Genomic DNA, 24,662 nt, shown 5'->3' on the forward strand with positions numbered 1-24,662 from the left:
CTGATCATGGATCTCAAAGTCACGACCCTCGAGGGGAAGGACGCCGGCAAGGTCTCCCTCTCCGACGCGATTTTCGGCCTCGAGCCGCGCGAAGACATCATTGCCCGCGTCGTTCGCTGGCAGCTCGCCAAGAAGCAGCAGGGCAGCCACAAGTCGCTGACCCGCGCCGAGGTTTCCCGCACGGGCGCCAAGATGTACAAGCAGAAGGGTACGGGCCGCGCTCGTCACCATTCGGCACGTGCACCGCAGTTCCGCGGCGGCGGCAAGGCCCACGGCCCGGTTGTCCGCAGCCATGCCCACGACCTGCCCAAGCAGGTTCGCGCGCTCGGCCTGCGTCATGCGCTCTCGGCCAAGCTGAAGGCTGAAAACCTGATCATCATCGACGATCTGGTTGCTGCCGAAGCAAAGACGAAGGCTCTCGCCGGCGTATTCGCCTCGCTCGGCCTCACCAATGCCCTCATCATCGGCGGCTCGGAACTTGACGGCAACTTCAAGCTCGCAGCCCGCAACATCCCGAACGTGGATGTTCTTCCGATCCAGGGTATCAATGTTTACGACATCCTGCGCCGCGGCAAGCTCGTGCTCTCCAAGGCTGCTGTAGAAGCCCTCGAGGAGCGGTTCAAATGACGGATCTTCGCCACTACGATGTGATCGTATCTCCTTCGATCACCGAAAAGTCGACGCTGGTATCCGAAAACAACCAGGTCGTCTTCAACGTTGCCAAGCGCGCTTCCAAGCCTGAAATCAAGGCTGCAGTGGAAGCACTCTTCGGCGTCAAGGTCACGGCTGTGAACACGCTCGTCCGCAAGGGCAAGATCAAGCGTTTCCGCGGCTTCGCCGGCCGGCAGGGAGATGTCAAGAAGGCTATCGTCACGCTCGCTGACGGTCAGTCCATCGACGTCTCCACCGGGCTCTAATCGGGCACTCGGCTAAAGAGGAAACAGAAAAATGGCATTGAAAAGCTACAACCCGACCACTCCGAGCCAGCGCCAGCTGGTCATCGTCGACCGGTCGGGCCTTTACAAGGGCAAGCCCGTAAAGGCTCTGACCGAAGGTCTCTCCAAGAGCGGTGGCCGTAACAACCTGGGTCGCATCACCGCCCGCTTCATCGGCGGCGGTCACAAGCGTACCTACCGTCTCGTCGACTTCAAGCGTCGCAAGTTCGACGTCGAAGGCACGGTCGCGCGTCTGGAATACGACCCGAACCGCACCGCGTTCATCGCGCTGATCGACTACGCTGACGGCGAGCAAGCCTATATCCTGGCACCGCAGCGCCTGGCAGCCGGCGACAAGGTCATCGCGTCCGACAAGGCCGTTGACGTCAAGCCCGGCAACACCATGCCGCTGCAGTACATCCCGGTTGGCTCGATCGTTCACAACGTCGAGATGAAGCCGGGCAAGGGCGGCCAGATCGCCCGCTCCGCCGGCACCTTCGTTCAGCTCGTCGGCCGCGACCAGGGCATGGCGATCCTTCGCCTGAACTCGGGCGAACAGCGTCTGGTTCACTCGTCCTGCCTCGCCACGATCGGCGCCGTATCCAACCCGGATCACGGCAACATCAACGACGGCAAGGCCGGTCGCACGCGCTGGCGCGGCAAGACCCCGCACAACCGCGGCGTCGTCATGAACCCGGTCGACCACCCGCACGGCGGTGGTGAAGGCCGCACCTCCGGTGGTCGTCACCCGGTATCCCCGTGGGGCAAGCCCACCAAGGGCAAGCGTACCCGCTCGAACAAGTCGACCGACAAGTTCATCATGCGCTCGCGCCACTTGAAGAAGAAGTAAGAGAGGTAGTCAGGAATGGCTCGTTCAGTATGGAAAGGCCCGTTTGTTGACGGCTATCTTCTCAAGAAGGCTGAGAAGGTTCGTGAAGGCGGTCGCAGCGAAGTGATCAAGATCTGGAGCCGTCGCTCCACGATCCTGCCGCAGTTCGTCGGTCTCACCTTCGGCGTCTACAACGGCAGCAAGCATATCCCGGTGGCCGTCAACGAAGACATGGTTGGCCACAAGTTTGGTGAATTCGCTCCGACCCGGACCTATTACGGTCACGGCGCGGACAAGAAGGCGAAGAGGAAGTAACGATGGGCAAGGCTAAAGCCGAACGTCGGCTGAAGGATAACGAGGCGCAGGCCATCGCGCGCACGATCCGCGTCAGCCCCCAGAAGCTCAACCTGCTTGCTGCGCTGATCCGCGGCAAGAAGGTCGACCGGGCGCTCGCCGAACTTGAATTCTCGCGCAAGCGTAGCGCCGAGACCGTCAAGAAGACGCTGGAATCCGCTATCGCCAACGCAGAAAACAACCACGACCTCGACGTGGACTCGCTGATCGTCGCGGAAGCGTATGTCGGCAAGTCGATTGTCATGAAGCGTTTCCACGCTCGTGGCCGCGGCCGCGCATCGCGGATCGAGAAGCCTTTCTCGCATCTCACGATCGTCGTCCGTGAAGTCGAAGCCAAAGGGGAGGCCGCATAATGGGCCAGAAGATTAATCCAATCGGTTTCCGCCTCGGCATCAACCGTACCTGGGACAGCCGTTGGTTCGCCGACAATGCCGAATACGGCCAGCTGCTCCACGAAGACCTGAAGATCCGCGCTTTCGTCATGGAAGAGCTGAAGCAGGCCGGTATCGCCAAGGTCGTCATCGAGCGTCCGCACAAGAAGTGCCGCGTCACGATCCACTCGGCTCGCCCGGGTCTGATCATCGGCAAGAAGGGCGCAGACATCGAGAAGCTTCGCAAGAAGCTCGCCGCGATGACGAACTCGGAAACGCACCTCAACATCGTTGAAGTGCGCAAGCCCGAAGTCGACGCAACCCTCGTTGCCCAGTCGATCGCCCAGCAGCTCGAGCGCCGCGTGGCTTTCCGCCGTGCGATGAAGCGCGCTGTTCAGTCCGCGATGCGTCTTGGCGCCGAAGGCATCAAGATCACCTGCGCAGGCCGTCTCGGCGGCGCGGAAATCGCCCGTACGGAATGGTACCGCGAAGGTCGCGTTCCGCTTCACACGCTGCGTGCGGACATCGACTACGGTACGGCTGAAGCCGAAACCGCATTCGGCATCTGCGGCATCAAGGTCTGGATCTTCAAGGGCGAAATCCTTGAACACGACCCGATGGCTTCGGAGCGTCGCGCAAGCGAAAGTGACAGCCAGGGTCCCGCCAGCCGTGAACGCGGCGATCGTGGCGACCGTCGTCGTGAAAACGCGTAACAGTCGCGTTTGGCAGCCAATATCGGAGAAGTAAAAAAATGTTGCAGCCAAAGCGTACCAAGTATCGCAAGCAGTTCAAGGGCCGCATCAAGGGTGTCGCCAAGGGCGGCTCCGACCTCGCTTTCGGCGAGTTCGGCTTGAAGGCTCAGGAACCGAATCGCGTTAACGCTCGCGAGATCGAAGCGGCCCGCCGCGCGATCACGCGTTACATGAAGCGTGCCGGCCGTGTGTGGATCCGTGTGTTCCCCGACGTGCCGGTCACCGCCAAGCCTACCGAAGTCCGCATGGGTAAGGGTAAGGGCTCGGTCGAATACTGGGCGGCCAAGGTCAAGCCTGGTCGTATGATGTTCGAGATCGACGGTGTCTCCGAGGAGATCGCCCGCGAGGCGCTTCGTCTCGGCTCGGCCAAGCTCTCGGTCAAGACGCGCTTCGTACAGCGCATTGCAGAGTAAGGAGCGAGTAGGATGAAAGCCGTAGACGTTCGCGCGCTTAGCGCCGACCAGCTCAACGATGAGCTTGCCAAGCTGAAGAAAGAGCAGTTCAACCTGCGCTTCCAGAAGGCGACTGGCCAGCTCGAGAAGACCTCGCGCATCAACGAAGTCCGCAAGGACATCGCGCGCGTCAAGACCATTGCCCGCCAGAAGGCGGCAGAAGCCAAGGCCTAAGGACCGAAAACGATGCCGAAACGCATTCTGCAGGGCACTGTAGTCAGTGACAAGAACGAAAAGACCGTTGTCGTTCGCGTCGAGCGCCGCTTTGCCCACCCGCTGCTTCAGAAGACCGTTCGCCGGTCCAAGAAGTACAAGGCGCATGACGAAAACAATCAGTACAAGGTCGGTGACGTCGTTTCCATCGAGGAATGCGCACCCATCTCCAAGGACAAGCGCTGGACCGTCGTATCGGCCCACGCCTAAAAACATCGGAATTTGCGCCGGGCCCTTGTGTTCGGCGCGAAAACCTGTATGAAGCAGCGCAAGGACGCTCGGAATCACGAGCGTCTTTTGCTTTGAGCGCACGGAAGGTCCCATCGGCTCGCCGATCAGTGGAAACCACCCTGACAAAAGACCATCCCGCGCGAAAACACGTATTTCCATAAGCTGGAACAGGGGGCTAACACCCAACCGGTCCGGTAAAACAAGAAGGCGACCTGACATGATTCAGATGCAGACTAACCTCGACGTCGCGGATAATTCCGGCGCACGTCGTGTCATGTGCATCAAGGTGCTGGGCGGCTCCAAGCGTAAGTACGCTTCGGTCGGCGACATTATCGTCGTCTCGATCAAGGAAGCCATCCCGCGCGGCCGCGTGAAGAAGGGTGACGTGATGAAGGCGGTTGTCGTTCGCACCGCCAAGGACATCCGCCGCCCCGATGGTAGCGTTATCCGTTTCGACAACAACGCAGCCGTCCTGATCGACAATAAGAAAGAGCCCATCGGCACCCGTATCTTCGGACCGGTTCCGCGCGAACTCCGCGCAAAGAACCACATGAAGATCATCTCGCTGGCTCCGGAAGTACTCTAAGGAGCGATGGCTATGCAGAAGATTCGTAAGGGCGACAAGGTCGTCGTGCTCACCGGCAAGGACAAGGGCCGTACCGGTGAAGTTGTTCAGGTCATGCCGAAGGAAGACCGTGCGGTCGTCAAGGGTATCAACCTGGTGAAGCGTCACCAGCGTCAGTCCCAGACCCAGGAAGCCGGCATCATCACCAAGGAAGCCTCGATCCACCTGTCGAACATCGCGATCGCCGACCCCAAGGACGGCAAGCCGACCCGCGTCGGTTTCAAGGTCGAGGGCGACAAGAAGGTTCGTGTAGCAAAGCGTTCGGGAGTGTCGATCGATGGCTGACACCAAGTATGAGCCGCGCCTCAAGAAGGAATACGTCGAGCGTATCCGCAAGGCGCTTCAGGAGCAGTTCTCCTTCGCCAACGAGATGCAGATCCCGCGTCTCGACAAGGTCGTCATCAACATGGGTGTTGGTGAATCGACGGGCGATTCGAAGAAGCCGTCCGTAGCGGCTGGCGACCTCGCAGCGATTGCCGGCCAGAAGCCGGTCATCACGCGCGCCCGCAACTCCATCGCCGGCTTCAAGCTGCGCGAAGGCATGCCGATCGGCGCGAAGGTTACGCTGCGCGGCGCCCGCATGTATGAATTTCTGGATCGCCTCGTGAACATCGCGCTGCCCCGCGTACGCGACTTCCGTGGTCTGAACCCGAAGTCCTTCGATGGCCGTGGCAACTTCGCCATGGGTATCAAGGAGCACATTGTGTTCCCGGAGATCAACTACGACAAGGTTGATCAGATGTGGGGCATGGACATCATCGTTTGCACGACGGCAAAGACGGACGACGAAGCACGGGCTCTTCTGAAAGAGTTCAACTTCCCGTTCCGCGCCTGATCCGTAACGACAAGCGTAAAGAAGGATAACTGTTATGGCGAAAACGAGCGCAGTTGAAAAGAACAAGCGCCGCCGCAAACTGGTTGCCAGCCAGGCCGCTAAGCGTGCCCGCCTGAAGGCCATCATCCAGAACCAGGCTCTTCCGATCGAAGAGCGCTTCAAGGCGACCTTGAAGCTTGCCGAACTTCCGCGCAATGGTTCCAAGACCCGCATCCGCAACCGCTGCGAAGTAACGGGCCGTCCGCGCGCCTTTTATCGCAAACTCGGAATGTCGCGTATTGCGCTTCGTGAACTGGGCAATTCCGGCAAGGTGCCGGGCATTGTCAAGTCGAGCTGGTAAGGAGACGGGCACATGTCTATGACTGATCCTCTGGGCGATATGCTCACCCGCATCCGCAACGGCGCCGCACGCCGCAAGTCCAGCGTTTCGACGCCGGCTTCCAAGCTGCGCGCCCGCGTTCTGGACGTCCTTCAGTCCGAAGGTTACATCCGCGGATATTCGGAAGTCGAATTCGGCAACGGCAAGGCCGAGCTGAACATCGAACTCAAGTACTACGAAGGCGCGTCCGTGATCCGCAAGATCGACCGCGTCTCCAAGCCGGGCCGCCGGGTCTATGTCTCGGTCAAGTCCATTCCGCAGGTCGCGAACGGCCTCGGCATCACCATCCTTTCGACCCCGAAGGGTGTGATGGCCGATCACCAGGCACGCGAACAGAACGTTGGTGGCGAGATTCTTTGCTCGGTCTTCTAAGACTGAGCAAGGATCTCCATAACGAACAGACAGGATAAAACAATGTCTCGTATCGGTAAGAAGCCCGTTCCGGTTCCCGCTGGTGTCACCGCGACCGTCGATGGTCAGACGGTCACCGCGAAGGGCCCGAAGGGCGAACTGTTCTTCGTCGCAAACGACGAAGTTTCGGTGAAGCTCGAAGACAACGCAGTTGTCGTTCAGCCGATCAACACGTCCAAGGATGCTCGTTCCAAGTGGGGCATGTCCCGCACGATGGTCGAGAACATCTTCAAGGGCGTGAAGGACGGCTACGAGCGCAAGCTCGAAATCAACGGCGTCGGCTACCGCGCGTCGCTGCAGGGCAAGAACCTGCAGCTCGCACTCGGCTTCAGCCACGACGTGGTCTACCAGACGCCGGAAGGCATCTCGATCGCTGTACCGAAGCCGACGGAAATCATCATCTCCGGCATCAACAAGCAGCAGGTCGGCCAGGTCGCAGCGGAAATCCGCGAATACCGTGGCCCCGAGCCCTACAAGGGCAAGGGCGTCAAGTATGCCGAAGAGCGGATCGTCCGCAAAGAAGGCAAGAAGAAGTAAGGATCACGCGAAATGGCTAGCAGGAAAGAAGCTCTCGTGCGCCGCGCCAACCGCGTGCGCCGTTCCATCAAGGCGGTCGCCAACGGCCGTCCGCGCCTGTCGGTTCATCGCTCGTCGAAGAACATCTACGTACAGGTCATCGATGACGTGGCCGGCACGACGCTTGCGTCCGCCTCCACGCTCGACACCGATCTGCGCTCGTCTTTGAAGACGGGCGCCGACACGGCAGCAGCCGCTGCCGTCGGCAAGCTCATCGCTGAGCGTGCCGCCAAGGCCGGCGTCAAGGAGGTCGTTTTCGACCGTGGCGCCTTCATCTATCACGGCCGCATCAAGGCTCTTGCCGAAGCTGCGCGTGAAGGTGGTCTTAGCTTCTGATCTTTCGGCTGGGCGCGTAAAGCGCCTGCCGGTCAGCTCAGTTGGGTATTGGTCGCTTCCATTCCCTGAATGGGGGCGACTTTCGTCAATCTGCCGATTGCACCCGGAAAAGAAAAAGGAAAAGGACAATGGCACAGGAAAAGCGCGGTCGCGATGACCGCCAGAACCGCGAAGAGCGCGACAGCGAGTTTGTCGACAAGCTCGTCGCGATCAACCGCGTCGCGAAGGTCGTCAAGGGCGGCCGTCGTTTCGGTTTCGCAGCTCTCGTCGTCGTCGGCGACCAGAAGGGCCGCGTCGGCTTCGGCCACGGCAAGGCTCGTGAAGTTCCGGAAGCCATCCGGAAGGCCACCGAAGCCGCCAAGCGCGACCTCATCTTCGTACCGCTGCGCTCGGGCCGCACGCTGCACCACGACGTGCATGGCCGCCACGGCGCCGGCAAGGTTCTGCTTCGCTCGGCCAAGGCCGGTACCGGCATCATCGCCGGTGGCCCGATGCGCGCCGTCTTCGAAACGCTCGGCGTTCATGACGTCGTCGCCAAGTCGACCGGTTCGTCGAACCCGTACAACATGATCCGTGCGACCTTCGACGCCCTCAAGAGCCAGATGCACCCGAAGGACATCGCGGCACAGCGCGGCATGAAGTATGCCACGCTGCAGGCCCGTCGTGCGTCCGCCGGCGTCGCTTCCGAAGAATAAGGGAGTTTGAACAATGGCTAAGAAAGAAACCGCAACGAAGACGGTGACTGTCGAGCAGATCGGCAGCCCCATCCGCCGTCCGGCCGTACAGCGTGCAACGCTTGTCGGCCTGGGCCTTAACAAGATGCATCGGGTTCGCACGCTGGAAGACACCCCGTCTGTCCGTGGCATGATCCGTGCCGTCCAGCACCTCGTCCGCGTCGTCGACGAGAAGTGAGGGGATAGATCATGAAGCTCAATGAAATCAAGGACAACGAAGGCTCTACCAAGAACCGTAAGCGCGTAGGTCGCGGTATCGGTTCGGGCTCCGGCAAGACCGGCGGCCGCGGTGTGAAGGGTCAGAAGGCACGTTCGGGTGTGGCCATCAACGGCTTCGAAGGCGGTCAGATGCCCATCTACCGTCGCCTGCCGAAGCGCGGCTTCAACAACATCTTCTCGTCCGACTTCGCCATCGTGTCGCTGGGCCGCATCCAGGTCGCCATCGACGCCGGCAAGCTCGACGGCAAGGCAACGGTTGACGCCGCCGCTCTCAAGGCCGCTGGCGTTATCCGCCGCGTCAAGGACGGCGTTCGCATCCTCGCCGACGGCGAACTGACGGCCAAGGTGACCTTCGAAGTCGCCGGCGCCTCCAAGCCCGCCATCGAGAAGATCGAAAAGGCCGGCGGCTCGATCAAGCTGCTTCTCGCAGCAGCGGAAGCCGCTGAATAATTCGACGAAATCTTCGCCCGGTGTGCTTCACACCGGGCGATTTTGCTCCCATATGTGAGCCTCACAACGACGGCCGGGAACCCCATCCCGCTGTTGTCCGGAATTTAAAACCAGGGTGAGGCCGGGATTGCTTGACAATCCGCGTTTCAACCGGTTTAGGCTCCATCCGCCGAGTTTGCCGCAACGGCAGACGGGCACGACGAATTTCAGCATGAGCAAACGGTCCGAGGAGGGCCGGGCGCCTGTGCCAAACGGATCAGCCATTCCGGACCTGGCCGGGCTCCCCGCCGCCGGATCGGCTTCGCGGAGAAATGCATGGCTTCGGCAGCGGAACAACTTGCCTCTAATCTCAACTTCTCGACTTTCGCCAAGGCGGAAGATCTGAAGAAGCGTCTCTGGTTCACGCTGGGCGCGCTGCTCGTCTATCGCCTCGGCACCTATATCCCGTTGCCGGGCCTCAATCCCGATGCCTTCGCCCAGGCCTTCCAGGGCCAGTCCAGCGGCATTCTCGGCCTCTTCAACATGTTCTCCGGCGGCGCTGTCGAGCGCATGGCGATCTTCGCGCTCGGCATCATGCCGTACATTTCCGCGTCGATCATCGTGCAGCTGATGACCTCGGTCGTTCCCTCGCTGGAACAGCTGAAGAAGGAAGGCGAACAGGGTCGCAAGATCATCAACCAGTACACCCGCTACGGCACGGTGCTGCTCGGCACGCTGCAGGCCTACGGTATCGCTGTGGGCCTCGAAAGCGGGGCAGGGCTCGTCAACGATCCGGGCTGGTTCTTCCGCATCTCCACCGTCATCTCGCTGCTCGGCGGCACGATGTTCCTGATGTGGCTGGGTGAGCAGATCACCTCGCGCGGCATCGGCAACGGCATTTCGCTGATCATCTTCGCCGGCATCGTCGCCGCCCTTCCGGGCGCGCTCGCCGGCACCCTCGAACTCGGCCGCACCGGCGCCCTGTCGATCGGCGTGATTCTCGCCGTCGTCGTCATGGCCGTCGTCGTCATCGCGCTCATCGTCTTCGTGGAACGCGCCCAGCGCCGTCTTCTGATCCAGTATCCGAAGCGACAGGTGGGCAACCGCATGTTCCAGGGCGATACGTCGCACCTGCCGCTGAAGCTCAACACCGCAGGCGTCATCCCGGCGATCTTCGCATCCTCGCTGCTGCTGCTGCCGGCGACGCTCGCAGGCTTCTCAAACACCGCCGAGCTGCCGACCTGGGCGACCGCCATCATCGCCGCCCTTGGCCATGGCCAGCCGCTCTACATGCTGCTCTATGCGGGCATGATCGCCTTCTTCGCCTTCTTCTACACGGCCATCGTCTTCAATCCGAAGGATACGGCCGACAATCTGAAGAAGCATGGCGGCTTCATTCCGGGCATCCGTCCGGGCGAACGCACCGCGGAATACATCGACTACGTGCTGACCCGCATCACGGTGATCGGCGCGGCCTACCTGATGTTCGTCTGCATTCTTCCCGAAATTCTCATCGCTCAGACAGGTGTGCCGTTCTACCTTGGTGGTACGTCGCTTTTGATTGTTGTCAGCGTGACCCTTGATACTGTAGCACAGATTCAGGGTCACCTGATTGCTCAGCAGTATGAGGGGCTGATCAAGAAGTCGAAGCTGCGTGGAGGAAAGAGGGGACGATGAGACTGATTTTTCTGGGGCCGCCGGGCGCTGGCAAGGGAACGCAAGCCAAGCTCCTGACGGAGAGGCACGGTATTCCGCAGCTTTCCACGGGTGACATGCTGCGGGCGGCCGTTGCCGCCGGCACGGATGTCGGCAAACGCGCGAAGGCCGTCATGGACGCCGGCCAGCTCGTCTCCGACGCCATCGTCAACGAGATCGTGTCCGACCGAATCGATTCGGCCGACTGTGCCAAGGGCTTCATCCTCGACGGTTACCCGCGCACGGTTCCGCAGGCCGAAGCCCTCGACCGGATCCTCGCCGGCAAGGGCATCGCGCTCGACGCCGTCATCGAGCTGAAGGTGGATGAAGATGCGCTGGTTAAGCGCATGGAGAATCGCGTGGCCGAAACGGTCGCCGCCGGCGGCACGGTTCGCTCCGACGACAATCCGGAAGCCTTCAAGCGCCGCTTGACGGAATACCGCGAAAAGACCGCGCCGCTGTCGAGCTACTACGCATCGACGGGCAAGCTCCAGACGGTCGACGGCATGGCCAATGTCGACGTGGTGACGGCAGAGATTGCCGGAATCCTGGAGAACGCCTGATAGGAGCAATTCCGGGAAAAGTGTGAAGCGGTTGCTTTGCAGCCTGGAATCCGAAAAAGGATCTGCCGGGGAGTTGACTTTTTAGCCGATTCCCCCTTATGACAGCGCCAACTCGCGACATACCATTGCGATCGGCGCGGACTTCAAAGAACGAAGTCCGGGTGCGGTCGTTTTCGACGTGTCACGGACATCAACTGAGCGACGCGGCTTTGGAGCCGCTTCAAATGAAGAAGACCACTTGCCGGATGGCAACTGGAAGCAAGGAGAACAGGCGTGGCACGTATCGCTGGCGTCAACATCCCGACTGCGAAGCGCGTTGTCATCGCGCTGCGTTACATTCACGGGATCGGCCCGAAGTTTGCACAGGAAATCATCGAGAAGGTCGGTATCCCGGCTGATCGTCGCGTTCACCAGCTCACGGACGCAGAAATCCTGCAGATCCGCGAAGCTATCGACCGCGACTACCAGGTCGAAGGTGACCTGCGTCGCGAGACCTCGATGAACATCAAGCGTCTCATGGACCTCGGTTGCTACCGTGGTCTGCGTCACCGTCGTGGCCTTCCGGTCCGCGGTCAGCGCACGCACACCAACGCCCGTACCCGCAAGGGCCCGGCGAAGGCCATCGCAGGCAAGAAGAAGTAATTTCCCGGAAACGGGGAACAGGAGGCTGGCGCGTCGCGCCGGCCTCTTTTGAGTTTCGAGCGGGGCTTGGCGCCAAGCCTTTGTCCCGGTCGGTGGAGCTGCTGGCACTACGGCAGTGACGATATCGCCGCACGCGACGCCCTCGGGCCGGTGTGCAAATTTTATTCAGGGCAGGGGCCAAGCCCCCGCCCGGTGGAGCCGCTGGAACTACGGCGGTGTCGAGATCAACGAAAGGACTATCCATGGCCAAGGAAGCCGCACGCGTCCGCCGTCGCGAACGCAAGAACATCACCTCGGGTGTTGCTCACGTCAATTCTTCGTTCAACAACACAATGATCACCATCACTGACGCACAGGGCAACGCCATTGCCTGGTCGTCGGCCGGTGCAAAGGGCTTCAAGGGTTCGCGTAAATCGACCCCGTTCGCTGCCCAGATCGCTGCTGAAGACTGCGCCAAGAAGGCCCAGGAACACGGCATGAAGTCGCTGGAAGTCGAAGTCTGCGGTCCGGGTTCCGGCCGTGAATCGGCTCTGCGCGCCCTCCAGGCTGCCGGCTTCATGATCACGTCGATCCGCGACGTGACCCCGATCCCGCACAACGGTTGCCGCCCGCGCAAGAAGCGCCGCGTCTGATCATCGCATTCGAATTGCTGCGGAAGCCGGTTTCCGGCTTTCGCGGATCTTCAGGGCTCGGCCGTCACGATTGGATGGTGGCGGCGAACGGAAGGCAAAACATATGATCCAGAAAAACTGGCAGGAACTGATCAAGCCGAACAAGGTGGAGTTCTCCTCCTCCGGCCGCACCAAGGCAAGCCTTGTTGCCGAGCCGCTGGAGCGGGGCTTCGGCCTGACGCTCGGCAACGCGCTGCGTCGCGTTCTCCTGTCGTCGCTGCGCGGTGCGGCTGTTACCGCCGTGCAGATCGACGGCGTGCTGCACGAGTTCTCGTCGATCCCGGGTGTCCGCGAAGACGTGACCGATATCGTGCTCAACATCAAGGAAATCGCCATCAAGATGGATGGCGACGATTCCAAGCGTATGGTCGTGCGCAAGCAGGGTCCGGGCGTCGTAACGGCTGGTGACATCCAGACGGTCGGCGACATCGAGATCCTGAACCCCAATCATGTGATCTGCACCCTCGACGAGGGCGCCGAAATCCGCATGGAGTTCACGGTCAACAACGGCAAGGGTTACGTCCCGGCCGACCGCAACCGTTCCGAAGACGCGCCGATCGGCCTCATCCCGGTCGACAGCCTCTACTCGCCGGTCAAGAAAGTGTCCTACAAGGTGGAAAACACCCGCGAAGGCCAGGTTCTCGACTATGACAAGCTGACGATGTCCATCGAGACCGACGGCTCCGTCACCGGCGAAGATGCGATCGCGTTCGCGGCCCGCATTCTTCAGGACCAGCTCTCGGTCTTCGTCAACTTCGACGAACCGCAGAAGGAAGCCGAAGAAGAGTCGGTCACCGAGCTCGCCTTCAACCCGGCGCTCCTCAAGAAGGTCGACGAACTGGAACTTTCCGTCCGTTCGGCGAACTGCCTGAAGAACGACAACATCGTCTACATTGGCGATCTCATTCAGAAGACCGAAGCCGAAATGCTTCGCACCCCGAATTTTGGTCGCAAGTCGCTGAACGAAATCAAGGAAGTTCTCGCTTCCATGGGCCTGCACCTCGGCATGGAAGTGCCGGCATGGCCGCCCGAGAACATCGAAGATCTCGCCAAGCGTTACGAAGACCAATATTAACCATCAAACGGCAGGTTTTCAGCCTGCATGTGAAGGAGAACCGAGATGCGCCACCAGAATTCGGGCCGCAAACTCAACCGTACTGCCAGCCACCGCAAGGCGATGTTCGCCAACATGGCTGCCTCGCTCATCGAACATGAGCAGATCGTCACCACGCTGCCGAAGGCGAAGGAAATTCGCCCGATCGTCGAGAAGCTCGTCACCCTCGGCAAGCGCGGCGACCTGCACGCTCGCCGCCAGGCGATCTCGCAGATCCGTGACGTTGCTGTCGTCGCCAAGCTGTTCGACGCCATCGCAACCCGTTACGCTACCCGCAACGGCGGCTACCTTCGCATCATGAAGGCTGGCTACCGTCGTGGCGACAACGCCCCGCTCGCCGTCATCGAATTCGTTGACCGCGACGCTTCCGCAAAGGGCGCGAAGGACCTCGCTCGCACGGAAGCCGAAGCGCAGGCCGAAGCAGCCTGATCACAGGGTTACGGGATTGAATAAAAAGGCCGGGGCATGTCCCTGGCCTTTTTCTTTGCGGCTATTTCGGCTTTCGCGCCCGTGCCATCAGCGTCCAGCCCCAGTCGCGCCGTTCCATGATGGTGCGCCATGCATGGCCCACGGCAGGTCCCAGAAGGGCGTTCAGCCTGCGTCCGGCGAGGATGTGGCGAAACCCCTTGTGGGCGATGGGCGTGACCGAGACGAGGTTTTCCACGTTGAAATGCGGCCGGAGCAATGCGTCGAGCTGCCACCGGTCCACCCAGTTCCGCAGCTGTCCGGGGGCAGGCGGCGGTATCTTGCAATGGGTGCTGAGCACGGTCCTGTTCTGCGTGGCGAGCAGCAGCATGCCGCCGGGGCGCAGAAGCTGGGCGATGCGGGCGACGAAGGCTTCCTGATCGGCGACATGGGAGAGCACTTCCAGGCTGACGATGACGTCGAAACTGGCGTCCGCAAACGGCATCGTCGCGAAATCGCCGGCGATGAAGCCGACGCCGGGCCAGCGGGTCTGCGCGCGGCGCAGCACGTCGTCGGAAAGGTCCGTGCCGGTGACGCGGCCATATCGGGAGAGCTGCGGGCAGAACCAGCCCGTGCCGCAGCCGACTTCGAGAATATCGAGGTTGCGGCCCGGCTGCTCGTCGAGCCAGCCGGTGATGACTTCCGCCTGGCGCCGCGAGACCTCGCTGATCCGGTCTTCCCGGTTGTCGGCGTTCCAGGTGTTCCAGAAGGTGCGCTGGTTTTCGAGCGTTTCCATGGTGTCAGGATGGATCGGGCGATTCTGTCGCGCCAGCTATCCATCCGTCGCCGGGAATATCTCATTGGTGGTAGGCGCGGCGGTGGCGGTTAACGCCTGACGCACCGTCAAAATCCTGAGGAAAGATTTTGGAAAGCATATTCCTACGGATTGTCTTTAGCCCCGGGATTTAAAGTTCTGGCGGAGTTTAATCGAGTTTGAGTGATGGCCGAGAATTTCGCATATCTGCTGCCGATGGTTCTCACCCTGTTTGGCGTCGCATTCCTCGTCGTGGCGCGCTTCGGCAATCGCGCCGCCTTGTTCTGGGGCGCGGGTTACCTCTGTGCCGCGATCGGCTTCCTCGCGCCGCTTCTGCAAGCCGTCGCACCGGTCTTCGTGGTGGCGCTGACGGCGGATGCCGCTTTCCTCAGCGCCTTCCTCCTCTACGGCCACGCTCTCGTCACCCACTTCGACGCGCCCCGCCTTGTAGGCGCCCGCCTTGCCATGGCCGCGCTCGCCTATGCCGGTATCGGCTACGCGGTTCTCGCCGCAGAGAGCCTGCGCTTCGAGCTCTTCATCAGCGATGTCGCCTGCTGCGCCCTGCTGCTGGTCGCGATTGCATCCTCGTGGCACCGGTCGAGCAGCTGGATCGATCGCGCGCTGTTCGGTGCAGTGGGTTTCGTGGTGCTGGAGACGTCCGTGCGCACGGTCGTATTCTTCGTCATGGCCGGCACGCTGGCGATGGACGAATTCATCGGCTCGTCCTACGCCTTCGTCATGCAGATCACGGCGACCATCGGCGCGCTGCTGATGGCCCTGACGGCGCTTGCATCGGTGGCGCTGCGCATTGTCGAGGGGCACCGGAAGGCGGCGGAGGAAGATCCGCTGACCGGCCTTCTCAACCGCCGTGGCTTCGAGCAGTTTATCGGCCAGAATGCGCGCGCCGCAAAGGGCGAGGCCGCCATCATCGTTGCCGACATCGACTGGTTCAAGTCGATCAACGACCGGTTCGGGCATGCCGCAGGCGACGAAGCCATTCGGGAGGTTGCCGCCCTGCTGCGCACGCTCTCCTGGCCGGGCGTTGCCGTGGCGCGCTTCGGAGGAGAAGAGTTCATCGCCCATCTGCCGAACTGCCGCCTGCAGGACGCCCACACGCTTGCCAACACCGTCCGCATTGCGCTGTCTGAGCGTGACCTGAGCGGCATCGGCATCGACCGCTCGATCACCGCCAGCTTCGGCGTGGCAGTAACCGCGGCGGGCGACCACAGCATCCATGATGCGATCAGCCGCGCCGACAGGCTGCTTTATCTCGCAAAAAGCAATGGCCGCAACCGGGTCGTCAGCAGCGTTGTGGAGGGATCGCCGCAGGCAGGGCCGAAGCTCTTCATCGTATAATGAATGGCCTCGGCTAGGCCGAGCGTTCCTGCCCGCGAACGGTGGTCGCCTGCGGCCTTGCCCGTTTCTTCCCGCGTAATATGGGCCGTATCAATCGATAAGCGAGAAGCAGGAGGACGAGGACGATATAGAGCCATTGCTCCGGCCCCACGACCTTCACCGCCATGGCGAAGTGCAGCGCGCCGCAGGCCGCAATCACGTAGACGAGCCTATGCAGCCTGACCCAGCGTGGCCCGAGTTTTCGGATGGACCAATTGTTCGAGGTCAGCGCCAGCGGAATCAGCATCACGAAGGCTGCCATGCCGATGGTGATGAACGGCCGTTTGGCGATGTCGGTGATGATGGCTGCGAAATTCAGGTACTGGTCGAGCACCATATAGGTCAGGAAGTGCATCAGCACGTACCAGAAGGCGAGCAGCCCGAGCGCCCGCCTATAGCGCACCCAGTTGATACCGAAGAGATCGCGGATCGGCGAGATGGCGAGCGTTGCGACGAGGAAACGCAGCGCCCAGAGGCCGAGCAGGTGCTCGAATTCCTTGACCGGATTGCCGGGCAGGCGGCCCGTCGCGCCGAGATAGAAGCCATAGGCCGCTGGCAAGAAGCCTACGGCATATAGCAGCCAGATCGACGCCGCATGATATTTACGGGGCAGGGCGGGCAGGCTCGCCATCAGAAATTCGCCCGAAGGTCCATGCCGGAATAGAGGCCCGCGACCTCCTCGGCATAGCCGTTGAAGGGCAGCGTCGGGCGGCGGTTCGCGCCGAAGAAGCCGCCTTCGCCGATGCGGTTCTCGCTCGCCTGGCTCCAGCGCGGGTGGTCCACCTCCGGATTGACGTTGGCGTAGAAGCCGTATTCGTTCGAGGCGGAGAGGTTCCAGGTGGAGGGTGGCTGCTTGTCGGTGAGGGTGATCCGGACGATCGACTTGATGCCCTTGAAGCCATATTTCCAAGGCACGACGAGGCGGATCGGCGCGCCGTTCTGGTTCGGCAGCGTCTTGCCGTAGACGCCGACGGCGAGGATCGCCAACGGATGGCGGGCCTCGTCGAGCCGCAGACCCTCGACATAGGGCCAGGGTAGCGGCTGGAAGAAGCCGGACTGGCCCGGCATTTCCTCCGGCCGCACGACGGTTTCGAAGGCGACGTATTTCGCGTCGCCCAGCGGTTCGACCTTGTCGAGGAGCGCCGCAAGCGGAAAACCGATCCACGGGATCACCATCGACCAGGCTTCCACGCAGCGCATGCGGTAGACGCGCTCTTCGAGCGGCAGGGCCAGCAGCTCTTCCAGCCCGAATTCCTTCGGCTTGCCGACGAGCCCGTCAACCTTCACCGTCCACGGCGTCGGCTTGAAGTCCGTCGCATTGGCCACCGGGTCGCCCTTGCCCGTGCCGAATTCGTAGAAATTGTTGTAGCTGGTCACGTCCTTTTCGGGCGTCAGCGTCTCGTCGACCATATACTGGCTTTTGGACGCCGTCAGCGGCGCTGCGAAAGCGGCCGAGCCCGCAGCCGCCAGTGCACCACCCGCCGCTGCGGCGAGAAAGGAGCGGCGGCTGAGGAAACAGTGTTCCGGCGTGATCTGCGAGGCGGGGACGCGGGGCGGGCGGTAGAAGGACATGGTGGGGGCTCGATCTGTTGGTTGCTTTCCCTGGTTCCTACGTAAACAAGGCTCGTGTTGTTTCAACGGCCGCAAAAGATTTCCGGTGACCACTTTTTCGTGCGTTGCGCGTGACGCTCATCATTCGGTCCGGCGCGGCGCAGTTTGCCTTTTTTCCCGCGAAATCCTATCTGATCGTGGCGCAGACACGAAGGAGACTCGTCCATGCCGAAAGTCCGCATCCTGCTTGCCGCCCCGCTCGTCGTTGCGCTCGCGTTGGTCGCGCCCGCAACCGCCGAAGAGCGCACCGTGCCGCAGTCGCGCACGGAGATGCAACTCTCCTTCGCGCCGCTCGTCAAGCAGGTCGAGAACGCCGTGGTGAATGTCTATGCCGAACGCGTCGTCGAGCGCCGCTCGATCTTCGAAGGCGATCCCTTCTTCGAGGAGTTCTTCGGCCAGCGCATGCCGAACCGCAGCGAAAAGCAGTCGTCACTCGGCTCGGGCGTCATCGTCGGTTCCAAGGGCATCGTGGTGACGAACAACCATGTGATCGAGGGGGCCAGCGACATCAAGATCGCGCTGGCGGATGGCCGAGAATATGAAAGCACGGTGGTGCTGAAGGACGAGCGCGTCGACCTTGCAGTGCTGAAGATCAAGGCGGATGCCGATTTCACGGCGCTGCCGCTCGGCGACAGCGACGCGGTGCAGGTCGGCGACCTGGTGCTCGCCATCGGCAACCCGTTCGGCGTCGGCCAGACGGTGACGAGCGGCATCGTCTCGGCGCTCGCGCGCAACCAGGTCCGTTCCGGCGATTTCGGCTTCTTCATCCAGACGGATGCCTCGATCAATCCCGGCAATTCCGGCGGCGGCCTGATCAACATGAACGGCGAGCTGATCGGCATCAACACCGCGATCTTCTCGCGCGGCGGCGGCTCGAACGGCGTCGGCTTCGCCATCCCGGCCAATCTGGTGAAGACCTTCGTCGCCAGCGCCGAAAACGGCAGTGCCAGCTTCGACCGCCCGTTCATCGGCGCGACCTTCGAGGCGGTCACGTCTGAAGTCGCCGAGGCGCTCGGCCTGGAGCGGGCACGCGGCGCTCTGATCTCGCAGGTGCAGGCCGGCAGCCCGGCGGAAAAGGCCGGCATGAAGGCGGGCGAGGTCGTCACCGCCGTCAACGGCGTCTCCGTCGAACATCCCGATGCGCTCGGCTATCGCCTCACCACCGTCGGCATTGGCGGCACGGCGCGCATCACGGTCGTCAACAACGGCAAGGAAGAGGAGCTGACTCTCTCGCTCGACCGCGCGCCGGAAACGACGCCGCGCGACGAACGTCTGATCGAAGGCCGCAATCCTTTCTCGGGCGCCGTGGTCGCCAATCTTTCGCCGCGCGTCGCTGAGGAGCTGCGCATGCCGACCAACCGGGTGACGACCGGCGTCGTCGTGACGGAGATCAACCGCGGCTCGCCGGCCGCGCGCATCGGCCTGCAGCCGCGCGACATCATCATCGAGCTGAACGGCACGCAGGTCGCCTCGACCGAGAATCTCGCCTCCCTCGTCAACGAGGACCCGTCCATCTGGCGCGTCGAGATCGAGCGTGACGGCCAGCGCATCCGCCAGTTCTTCCGATGAGCGACCTCTTCGCCCCGCGTGAACCGGAGGACATGGCGGCGAAGCGGCCTCTTGCCGATCGCCTGCGCCCCCGCACGCTCGGCGAAGTCTCCGGCCAGGAACACCTGACCGGCCCGGACGGCGTGCTCTCGCGCATGATCGAGGCGGGCTCGCTCGGCTCGATGATCTTCTGGGGGCCGCCCGGCACCGGCAAGACGACGGTGGCGCGGCTTCTTTCCGGCGAAACCGGGCTCGCCTTCGAGCAGACGTCGGCGATCTTCTCCGGCGTCGCCGAGCTCAAGAAGCTGTTCGATGCCGCCCGCGCGCGCCGCATGGGCGGGCGCCAGACGCTGCTCTTCGTCGACGAGATCCACCGCTTCAACCGCGCCCAGCAGGACAGTTTCCTGCCGGTCATGGAGGACGGCACGATCGTGCTCGTCGGCGCCACCACGGAAAACCCGTCCTTCGAGCTCAACGCCGCTCTTCTCTCCCGCGCCCGGGTGCTGACCTTCAAGCCGCATGACGAGACCAGCCTGGAGGAGCTTCTGAAGCGCGCCGAGGCGAGCGAGGGCAAGCCGCTGCCGCTCGACGAGGAGGCGCGCATGTCGCTGCTGCGCATGGCGGATGGCGACGGGCGGGCGGTGCTGACGCTGGCGGAGGAAGTCTGGCGCGCGGCGCGCGCCGACGAGACCTTCGGGCAGGACGATCTCTTCCGCATCGTGCAGCGCCGCGCACCGGTCTATGACAAGTCGCAGGACGGCCACTACAATCTCATCTCCGCCCTGCACAAGGCGGTGCGCGGCTCGGATCCGGATGCCTCGCTCTACTACCTGACGCGCATGCTGGATGCCGGCGAGGACCCGCTGTTCCTCTGCCGCCGCATGGTGCGCATGGCCGTCGAGGATATCGGCCTTGCCGATCCGCAGGCGCTCGTCGTCTGCAATGCGGCGAAGGACGCCTATGATTTTCTCGGCTCGCCGGAAGGGGAGCTGGCGCTGGCGCAGGCCTGCATCTACATCGCGACGGCGCCGAAATCCAACGCCGTCTACACCGCCTACAAATCGGCGATGCGCGCGGCGAAGGAAAACGGCTCGCTGCTGCCGCCCAAACACATCCTCAACGCGCCGACCAAGCTGATGAAGGGCGAGGGCTACGGCGACGGCTATCGCTACGACCACGACGAGCCGGACGCCTTTTCCGGCCAGGACTATTTTCCGGAAAAGATGGGCCGCCGGACCTTCTACGACCCGCCGGAGCGCGGCTTCGAACGGGAGTTGCGCAAGCGGCTGGAATGGTGGGCGAAGCTGCGCAAGGAACGAAGCTAGGAAGCTGCGTTGAAACGCTGCGGCGGCTTCTGCGGCGCCAGCGGCACGATCTTGATCGACGATTCCGCCTTGCCCGTATGCCCCTCCATGTCGACCACCACATGCCAGTGGCCACTTTCCGGTATCTTCAGCCGGATCGGCGATTGTTTGGCGACGCCGCCGAGGAATTTGTGCTGGCGGGCATTCTTGAACAGGTCGAAATTGGCGTGGCTCATCAGGCGCACATTGGCGACCGCCGAGAGCGTGATCTCGATCGTCGTGCCGCCGCGCTGCATGTCGAGATCGTAATGCGTGTAGGAAAAGCTGTGTGCCATGGCCTGCCCGGATGTATCTGGTTTTGCGCTAATGTTCGCATGCGCCGGTTAATGTTCCCTTCCGTGCCAATGGTGGCCGACATTCTTCGATAGCATATTGTTTTCAAATGGTTGCGAGCCAAACCGGAATCAATCCGGCAGCCGCTTGAATCCGTTTCTCAAGCCCTTTGCAAAAAAAATCACGCCGCCCTGTCGGCGCGGGCATGGGGCCGTCGTCCTTGAGGCATGAAACCGGCGGGCCTGCCGGTCAGAACCCCGAGGAGAGAGACATGCCCAAAATGACCATCATCACCCTGGTGACCGCCGCCCTTGCCGCCTTCGTGCCGGCGGCCGCCGTCCTGGCTGAAGAGATCAAGGAAAACCCGTTGCAGGGCGAGGCCGGCGTGCCGGACAAGGCGGGCCATCTCGAGGTGAACGGCATCAACTATTACTATGAGATCCGCGGCGAGGGCGAACCGCTGTTGCTGCTGCATGGCGGCCTCGGCCAGATCGAGATGTTCGGCGCCAACCTGAAAACTTTGCAGGACAAGCGCCAGGTGATCGGCGTCGATCTCCAGGGCCACGGCCGCACGCCGCTCGGCAACCGGCCGATCGATATCCCGGCAATCGGCGCGGACATGGCCGAGCTGGTGGAAAAGCTCGGTTACGACAAGGTCGACGTCCTTGGTTATTCCTTTGGCGGCGGCGTCGCGTTGCAGATGGCGGCGCAGGCACCCGATAAGGTGCGCCGCCTCGTCATCGCCTCCGCACCCTTCGCGCGGAACGGCTTCTTCCCGGAAATGCTGCCGCAGCAGGCGGCGGTTTCCGGCGCCATGGCCGAGATGATGAAGGAAACGCCGATGTACAAATCCTACGCCGCCGTCGCGCCGGATGTCTCGGAATTCCCGAAACTGCTCGACGCCATGGGTGCGGCGATGCGCGGCGACTATGACGCCTCCGATGCGGTGGCGAAACTTTCCATGCCGGTCATGCTGATCTTCGGCGATAGCGACATGATCCGCCCGGAGCACATCGTCGAATTTTACCAGAAGCTCGGCGGCGGGCTGCGGGATGCCGGCTGGATGCGGGAGAATATGGCCAAGAACCGCCTCGCCATTCTGCCGGGCCTGACCCACTACGAGACCTTCGCGGCCCCGGCGCTCGTCAGCACTGCCTTGCCGTTCCTCAATGGCGAGACCAACACCCAGAGCTGGGCCGGCCAGGTCGGTAATAACTAAAAAAGAGAGAAGCCCGGATGCGAGGATCGCATCCGGGCTTCATCACGTCCGTGAGGCCGTCTGCCGGCGGCAGCCGCACTCCAATCGACCCCAGATCGGGGCAGCGCTCAGTGGCAGACGCGGACGCGTTTGATGATCAGGTTGCCGTAGTAGTCGTAGCTCTTGATCTTCTTGATGACGCAATAGGGCTGGTAGTCGTAGCTGTAATAGCCGGCCTGCGAGGGGGCGGCGAAGGAAGCGACGGCGGTAAGAGCGACAGCGGCGGCGAGAATGAAGTTGCGCATGATGGGGTCCCTTCTGGTTCGGTTGGGATGGTTCGTTCCATCCAGTGACTGAACAATCGCATGGGACCGTGTTGTGCGCTGTTCCGCATGGAACAGGGGTTAGCCAAGTGGCTCCGTCCAGGCCTTCACCGTCTTCGCCATGGTGGCGAGGTGGTCGGCGGCGGAAAAGCCGGAGATGCTCTTGCGCGGCTTGAGATCATGGTCGCCGTCTTCCAGCCAGAGCACGCGGATGCTGTCCAGCAGGCCGTAACCCGGCACCTCCTCCTTGGTGCCGAAGGGATCACGGGTGCCCTGGCAGATGAGGGCCGGTGTCTTGAGGCCCATCAGATGGGCGGTGCGCAGCTGCGCGGGTTTTTCCGGCGGATGGAACGGATAGCCGAGGCAGAGAAGGCCGGCGATGCGGCTCTCGGCAAACAGATCGTCAGCCACCATACTGGCGACGCGTCCGCCCATCGACTTGCCGCCGATGACGAGCGGCCCCTTCGCCGCGAGCGCCGCGACGACGTCGAGAAATTCCGGGTTCAGCGTTTCGGCCTTCGGCGGCGGCCGGCGGCTGCCCTCGGTGCGCCGGGCGGCCATATAGGAGAACTCGAAGCGTGCGACGCGCAGGCCTTCCGCCGCAAGCGCCGTGGCCGCGGCGGTCATCGCCGGCGAATCCATCGGCGCGCCGCTGCCATGCGCGAGAAGCAGGGTGGTGGAGGCGTCTTCCGGGCCGGTGAACAGGAAGCGGGCGCTCATCGCTGCCTCACTTCGCGTGATCCTTCACGTCGCCGGGCGCGATCGGGTCGCTCGCCGGAAAGGTCTCTTCGAGCGCCTCTTCCAGATAATCATCCTGCTCGGTCTTGGCGTCCTTGTCCTTCTGCCGGGCGCGCTCGGCTTCCAGCGAGGTCTTCGGGCTGTCCTTCTCGGTCGGCATCGTCATCTCCCGTGTTGCTTTCTTCCAAGATAGGGCATTTTCCCGTCGAGACGAGAGGCTTTCAGGTCTCGGGCAGGGTGAGTTCGGCGATGACGGGCAGGTGGTTCGAGCCGAAAGACGGGCCGACGCGGCGCGCGCGCACGGAAATATCCGGCGAGACGGCGACATGGTCGATCGAGGCGCCGATATAGGCAAGCGCATCGAGTTTCAGGCTGAAGCGCGTCACCGGCTGCAACCATCCGCCCGCCGTGGAGGCAAGGCCGGCCTGCTTCAAGAAATTGCGGAAGAAGGGCGACCAGGTCGGTGTGTTCCAGTCGCCGGCGACGATGACCGGCGCCTTTTCGAGATCGCCCTTCACGGCGTCGGCGGCGGCCGAAAGATAGTCGTTGCGGTCGCGCCACTGCCAGAGCCGGCGCGGCGTCTCCGGGTGGAAGGCATAGAGGAAGATCGGCTTGCCGCCCATGTCGAGTTCCAGCCGGAGCGGCTGCTTGTAGGCGCGCTCCTCGGTGAAGGCACGCTTCAGTTCCGTCTCCGCCCGGATCGGTAGCGTCGAAAAAACCTTCAGGCTGTCGCGGATGCGGGTGTCGACGCTGCTTTCATAGGCGAACAGGCCTGAGGCGGAAAGCGCCTGCTCCCAGCGTGCCGTCGTTTCCTCCAGCACGACGATATCGGGTTTTTCCCGGCGCAGCAGATCGATGAAGACGGCGGGGTCCTCGCGGTTGCGCACATAGAGATTGGCGGTCAGCACCTTCAGGCCGCTCGTCGCGGCAGAGGCGCGCGCAGTCGGCACGTCGGCCGCCGGTATGAGGGCAATGGCGAGCCCGGCAAGCGCAATCACGATCGCCTTCAGGCGCCGCGTCACGACGGCCGCGACGACCAGCAGCGCGCCGGCGGCGACGATATAGGGCCAGGCGAAGGTGAGCAGATCGACCAGCCAGAACCGGTCCCCGGCAAGCACGACGATGCTGACGGCGAAGAGATAGGCGATGACGCCCGGCAGGACGAGGACACGGTAGGCAAGGGCGATCGGTCCCCGGCGCGGCACTATCGGCATCGACTGTTCCTTCTGCATCACGGGATTCGCGGGAGGTCGATTCCCGTAACGGGAGGTTTGCATGTACCCCGCACATCCCGACGCTGCAATGACATCATGGGCGAGGACTGCACGCTGCGTTAAGTCGGGCGATAAATAAAGACATAAAGATTTCTTTATGTAGCTTGACATTGCCGGCGATATCGCGCCAAGTCGCCGCGTCGTGGTTCCCTGGGGTGGTCCGTCCGTCCCAGGGCTAAGAGGGAATCCGGTGCGTCGATCCGTCGGCAAAGCCGGGGCTGCCCCCGCAACTGTGAGCGGCGAGTTGCTGTCCAACAATGTCACTGAGGCGAAAGCCTTGGGAAGACGGACAGCGGCGACGACCCGCGAGCCAGGAGACCTGCCAAGGCAACAGAACGTCCACGGGCGGGGTG

Annotated in this window: 37 protein-coding genes and 1 riboswitch; of the genes, 29 read left to right on the forward strand and 8 right to left on the reverse strand. The window is 62.5% G+C overall.

Going from position 1 to position 24,662, the window contains the following annotated elements; all coding sequences use genetic code 11:
- Positions 1-6 precede the first annotated feature (6 nt).
- From rplD to rplQ, 25 genes are all read left to right on the forward strand, one after another.
- A complete protein-coding gene (gene rplD / locus AC1Q6Z_RS25120) occupies positions 7-627 on the forward strand; it encodes a 50S ribosomal protein L4 (RefSeq protein WP_256116161.1) in 621 nt (206 codons plus the stop codon).
- Positions 624-917 carry a 50S ribosomal protein L23 gene (locus AC1Q6Z_RS25125; protein WP_256116160.1) on the forward strand — a complete coding sequence of 98 codons (294 nt, stop codon included), beginning with the start codon at positions 624-626 and terminating at the stop codon, positions 915-917. The genes rplD and AC1Q6Z_RS25125 overlap by 4 nt, the downstream gene beginning before the upstream one ends.
- Positions 918-948: 31 nt before the next feature.
- Positions 949-1,785, forward strand: coding sequence for a 50S ribosomal protein L2 (rplB, locus tag AC1Q6Z_RS25130; protein ID WP_256116159.1), 837 nt, complete (start codon positions 949-951; stop codon positions 1,783-1,785).
- A gap of 15 nt (positions 1,786-1,800) precedes the next feature.
- Positions 1,801-2,079 (forward strand): 30S ribosomal protein S19, encoded by a 279-nt coding sequence (rpsS, locus tag AC1Q6Z_RS25135; RefSeq protein WP_023517272.1) that lies wholly within the window; start codon positions 1,801-1,803, stop codon positions 2,077-2,079.
- A 2-nt stretch (positions 2,080-2,081) separates the two neighbouring features.
- Positions 2,082-2,471, forward strand: coding sequence for a 50S ribosomal protein L22 (gene rplV / locus AC1Q6Z_RS25140; RefSeq protein WP_117372288.1), 390 nt, complete (start codon positions 2,082-2,084; stop codon positions 2,469-2,471).
- Complete coding sequence (gene rpsC / locus AC1Q6Z_RS25145) at positions 2,471-3,202, forward strand: 30S ribosomal protein S3 (protein ID WP_256116157.1); 732 nt, start codon at positions 2,471-2,473, stop codon at positions 3,200-3,202. Before rplV ends, rpsC begins: the two co-directional genes overlap by 1 nt.
- Before the next feature lie 38 nt (positions 3,203-3,240).
- On the forward strand, positions 3,241-3,654 hold the full coding sequence (rplP, locus tag AC1Q6Z_RS25150) for a 50S ribosomal protein L16 (protein ID WP_117372290.1): 414 nt from the start codon (positions 3,241-3,243) through the stop codon (positions 3,652-3,654).
- A gap of 12 nt (positions 3,655-3,666) precedes the next feature.
- Positions 3,667-3,867, forward strand: coding sequence for a 50S ribosomal protein L29 (rpmC, locus tag AC1Q6Z_RS25155; protein WP_069059028.1), 201 nt, complete (start codon positions 3,667-3,669; stop codon positions 3,865-3,867).
- 12 nt (positions 3,868-3,879) lie between these two features.
- Positions 3,880-4,116, forward strand: coding sequence for a 30S ribosomal protein S17 (rpsQ, locus tag AC1Q6Z_RS25160; RefSeq protein WP_256116156.1), 237 nt, complete (start codon positions 3,880-3,882; stop codon positions 4,114-4,116).
- A 238-nt stretch (positions 4,117-4,354) separates the two neighbouring features.
- Positions 4,355-4,723 carry a 50S ribosomal protein L14 gene (rplN, locus tag AC1Q6Z_RS25165; protein WP_018328276.1) on the forward strand — a complete coding sequence of 123 codons (369 nt, stop codon included), beginning with the start codon at positions 4,355-4,357 and terminating at the stop codon, positions 4,721-4,723.
- 12 nt (positions 4,724-4,735) lie between these two features.
- Positions 4,736-5,047, forward strand: a complete 312-nt coding sequence (gene rplX, locus AC1Q6Z_RS25170) for a 50S ribosomal protein L24 (protein ID WP_069059026.1) — start codon at positions 4,736-4,738, stop codon at positions 5,045-5,047.
- Positions 5,040-5,597 carry a 50S ribosomal protein L5 gene (gene rplE / locus AC1Q6Z_RS25175; RefSeq protein WP_256116155.1) on the forward strand — a complete coding sequence of 186 codons (558 nt, stop codon included), beginning with the start codon at positions 5,040-5,042 and terminating at the stop codon, positions 5,595-5,597. Before rplX ends, rplE begins: the two co-directional genes overlap by 8 nt.
- 34 nt (positions 5,598-5,631) lie before the next feature.
- The gene (gene rpsN, locus AC1Q6Z_RS25180; RefSeq protein WP_256116154.1) at positions 5,632-5,937 is read left to right on the forward strand and encodes a 30S ribosomal protein S14; all 306 of its coding nucleotides are present in this window, start codon (positions 5,632-5,634) and stop codon (positions 5,935-5,937) included.
- Positions 5,938-5,949: 12 nt separating this feature from the next.
- Positions 5,950-6,348: a 30S ribosomal protein S8 gene (gene rpsH / locus AC1Q6Z_RS25185; protein WP_256116153.1), complete on the forward strand. Its 399-nt coding sequence runs from the start codon at positions 5,950-5,952 to the stop codon at positions 6,346-6,348.
- Positions 6,349-6,390: 42 nt separating this feature from the next.
- A complete protein-coding gene (gene rplF / locus AC1Q6Z_RS25190) occupies positions 6,391-6,924 on the forward strand; it encodes a 50S ribosomal protein L6 (RefSeq protein WP_256116152.1) in 534 nt (177 codons plus the stop codon).
- A 12-nt stretch (positions 6,925-6,936) separates the two neighbouring features.
- Entirely contained in the window at positions 6,937-7,299 is a 363-nt protein-coding gene (rplR, locus tag AC1Q6Z_RS25195; protein ID WP_256116151.1) for a 50S ribosomal protein L18, read from the forward strand.
- 128 nt (positions 7,300-7,427) lie between these two features.
- Positions 7,428-7,994: a 30S ribosomal protein S5 gene (gene rpsE, locus AC1Q6Z_RS25200; RefSeq protein WP_023515494.1), complete on the forward strand. Its 567-nt coding sequence runs from the start codon at positions 7,428-7,430 to the stop codon at positions 7,992-7,994.
- 13 nt (positions 7,995-8,007) lie between these two features.
- Positions 8,008-8,211, forward strand: a complete 204-nt coding sequence (gene rpmD, locus AC1Q6Z_RS25205; RefSeq protein WP_256116149.1) for a 50S ribosomal protein L30 — start codon at positions 8,008-8,010, stop codon at positions 8,209-8,211.
- An 11-nt stretch (positions 8,212-8,222) separates the two neighbouring features.
- Entirely contained in the window at positions 8,223-8,702 is a 480-nt protein-coding gene (rplO, locus tag AC1Q6Z_RS25210) for a 50S ribosomal protein L15 (protein WP_256116148.1), read from the forward strand.
- 315 nt (positions 8,703-9,017) lie between these two features.
- Positions 9,018-10,358 carry a preprotein translocase subunit SecY gene (gene secY / locus AC1Q6Z_RS25215; RefSeq protein WP_256116147.1) on the forward strand — a complete coding sequence of 447 codons (1,341 nt, stop codon included), beginning with the start codon at positions 9,018-9,020 and terminating at the stop codon, positions 10,356-10,358.
- The gene (locus AC1Q6Z_RS25220) at positions 10,355-10,939 is read left to right on the forward strand and encodes an adenylate kinase (protein WP_256116146.1); all 585 of its coding nucleotides are present in this window, start codon (positions 10,355-10,357) and stop codon (positions 10,937-10,939) included. Before secY ends, AC1Q6Z_RS25220 begins: the two co-directional genes overlap by 4 nt.
- A gap of 273 nt (positions 10,940-11,212) precedes the next feature.
- Complete coding sequence (gene rpsM / locus AC1Q6Z_RS25225) at positions 11,213-11,581, forward strand: 30S ribosomal protein S13 (protein WP_064329867.1); 369 nt, start codon at positions 11,213-11,215, stop codon at positions 11,579-11,581.
- A 242-nt stretch (positions 11,582-11,823) separates the two neighbouring features.
- Positions 11,824-12,213 carry a 30S ribosomal protein S11 gene (gene rpsK, locus AC1Q6Z_RS25230; RefSeq protein ID WP_023513823.1) on the forward strand — a complete coding sequence of 130 codons (390 nt, stop codon included), beginning with the start codon at positions 11,824-11,826 and terminating at the stop codon, positions 12,211-12,213.
- A 103-nt stretch (positions 12,214-12,316) separates the two neighbouring features.
- A complete protein-coding gene (locus tag AC1Q6Z_RS25235) occupies positions 12,317-13,327 on the forward strand; it encodes a DNA-directed RNA polymerase subunit alpha (RefSeq protein WP_256116145.1) in 1,011 nt (336 codons plus the stop codon).
- A 45-nt stretch (positions 13,328-13,372) separates the two neighbouring features.
- The gene (rplQ, locus tag AC1Q6Z_RS25240; RefSeq protein ID WP_256116144.1) at positions 13,373-13,795 is read left to right on the forward strand and encodes a 50S ribosomal protein L17; all 423 of its coding nucleotides are present in this window, start codon (positions 13,373-13,375) and stop codon (positions 13,793-13,795) included.
- 61 nt (positions 13,796-13,856) lie between these two features.
- Here the strand turns inward: rplQ and AC1Q6Z_RS25245 are convergent, their stop codons facing one another.
- On the reverse strand, positions 13,857-14,567 hold the full coding sequence (locus AC1Q6Z_RS25245) for a class I SAM-dependent methyltransferase (RefSeq protein WP_439618656.1): 711 nt from the start codon (positions 14,565-14,567) through the stop codon (positions 13,857-13,859).
- 204 nt (positions 14,568-14,771) lie between these two features.
- Between AC1Q6Z_RS25245 and AC1Q6Z_RS25250 the strand changes: the two genes are divergently transcribed.
- Entirely contained in the window at positions 14,772-15,941 is a 1,170-nt protein-coding gene (locus AC1Q6Z_RS25250; RefSeq protein WP_492649677.1) for a GGDEF domain-containing protein, read from the forward strand.
- Between the two features lie 13 nt (positions 15,942-15,954).
- On the opposite strand, the gene msrQ is transcribed toward AC1Q6Z_RS25250, so the two are convergent.
- Both msrQ and msrP read right to left on the reverse strand, forming a co-directional pair.
- Positions 15,955-16,611 carry a protein-methionine-sulfoxide reductase heme-binding subunit MsrQ gene (msrQ, locus tag AC1Q6Z_RS25255; protein ID WP_492649678.1) on the reverse strand — a complete coding sequence of 219 codons (657 nt, stop codon included), beginning with the start codon at positions 16,609-16,611 and terminating at the stop codon, positions 15,955-15,957.
- Positions 16,611-17,552 (reverse strand): protein-methionine-sulfoxide reductase catalytic subunit MsrP, encoded by a 942-nt coding sequence (msrP, locus tag AC1Q6Z_RS25260; protein ID WP_492649679.1) that lies wholly within the window; start codon positions 17,550-17,552, stop codon positions 16,611-16,613. The genes msrQ and msrP overlap by 1 nt, the downstream gene beginning before the upstream one ends.
- Positions 17,553-17,756: 204 nt before the next feature.
- On the opposite strand from msrP, the gene AC1Q6Z_RS25265 reads away from it, so the two are divergent.
- Positions 17,757-19,160 (forward strand): DegQ family serine endoprotease, encoded by a 1,404-nt coding sequence (locus AC1Q6Z_RS25265; RefSeq protein WP_492649680.1) that lies wholly within the window; start codon positions 17,757-17,759, stop codon positions 19,158-19,160.
- Complete coding sequence (locus AC1Q6Z_RS25270) at positions 19,157-20,464, forward strand: replication-associated recombination protein A (RefSeq protein WP_439628677.1); 1,308 nt, start codon at positions 19,157-19,159, stop codon at positions 20,462-20,464. The genes AC1Q6Z_RS25265 and AC1Q6Z_RS25270 overlap by 4 nt, the downstream gene beginning before the upstream one ends.
- Here AC1Q6Z_RS25270 and AC1Q6Z_RS25275 read toward each other — a convergent pair.
- Positions 20,461-20,778, reverse strand: a complete 318-nt coding sequence (locus tag AC1Q6Z_RS25275) for a DUF1883 domain-containing protein (RefSeq protein ID WP_492649681.1) — start codon at positions 20,776-20,778, stop codon at positions 20,461-20,463. The two genes, AC1Q6Z_RS25270 and AC1Q6Z_RS25275, sit on opposite strands and share 4 nt — an antisense overlap.
- Before the next feature lie 269 nt (positions 20,779-21,047).
- Here AC1Q6Z_RS25275 and AC1Q6Z_RS25280 point away from each other — a divergent pair, with 269 nt between their 5' ends.
- Positions 21,048-21,995, forward strand: a complete 948-nt coding sequence (locus AC1Q6Z_RS25280) for an alpha/beta fold hydrolase (RefSeq protein WP_439618662.1) — start codon at positions 21,048-21,050, stop codon at positions 21,993-21,995.
- 107 nt (positions 21,996-22,102) lie between these two features.
- Here AC1Q6Z_RS25280 and AC1Q6Z_RS25285 read toward each other — a convergent pair whose 3' ends face one another.
- From AC1Q6Z_RS25285 to AC1Q6Z_RS25300, 4 genes are all read right to left on the reverse strand, one after another.
- Entirely contained in the window at positions 22,103-22,279 is a 177-nt protein-coding gene (locus AC1Q6Z_RS25285; protein ID WP_256116135.1) for a hypothetical protein, read from the reverse strand.
- Positions 22,280-22,378: 99 nt separating this feature from the next.
- Positions 22,379-23,017 (reverse strand): alpha/beta hydrolase family protein, encoded by a 639-nt coding sequence (locus AC1Q6Z_RS25290; RefSeq protein WP_492649682.1) that lies wholly within the window; start codon positions 23,015-23,017, stop codon positions 22,379-22,381.
- 7 nt (positions 23,018-23,024) lie between these two features.
- On the reverse strand, positions 23,025-23,195 hold the full coding sequence (locus tag AC1Q6Z_RS25295; protein ID WP_435265384.1) for a hypothetical protein: 171 nt from the start codon (positions 23,193-23,195) through the stop codon (positions 23,025-23,027).
- A 61-nt stretch (positions 23,196-23,256) separates the two neighbouring features.
- Positions 23,257-24,249 (reverse strand): endonuclease/exonuclease/phosphatase family protein, encoded by a 993-nt coding sequence (locus AC1Q6Z_RS25300; protein ID WP_439618663.1) that lies wholly within the window; start codon positions 24,247-24,249, stop codon positions 23,257-23,259.
- Between the two features lie 186 nt (positions 24,250-24,435).
- Positions 24,436-24,650: riboswitch (cobalamin riboswitch) on the forward strand.
- The last annotated feature ends 12 nt before the right edge of the window (positions 24,651-24,662 follow it).

The organism is Shinella sp. GW835-FHT14H05 (assembly GCF_058793575.1).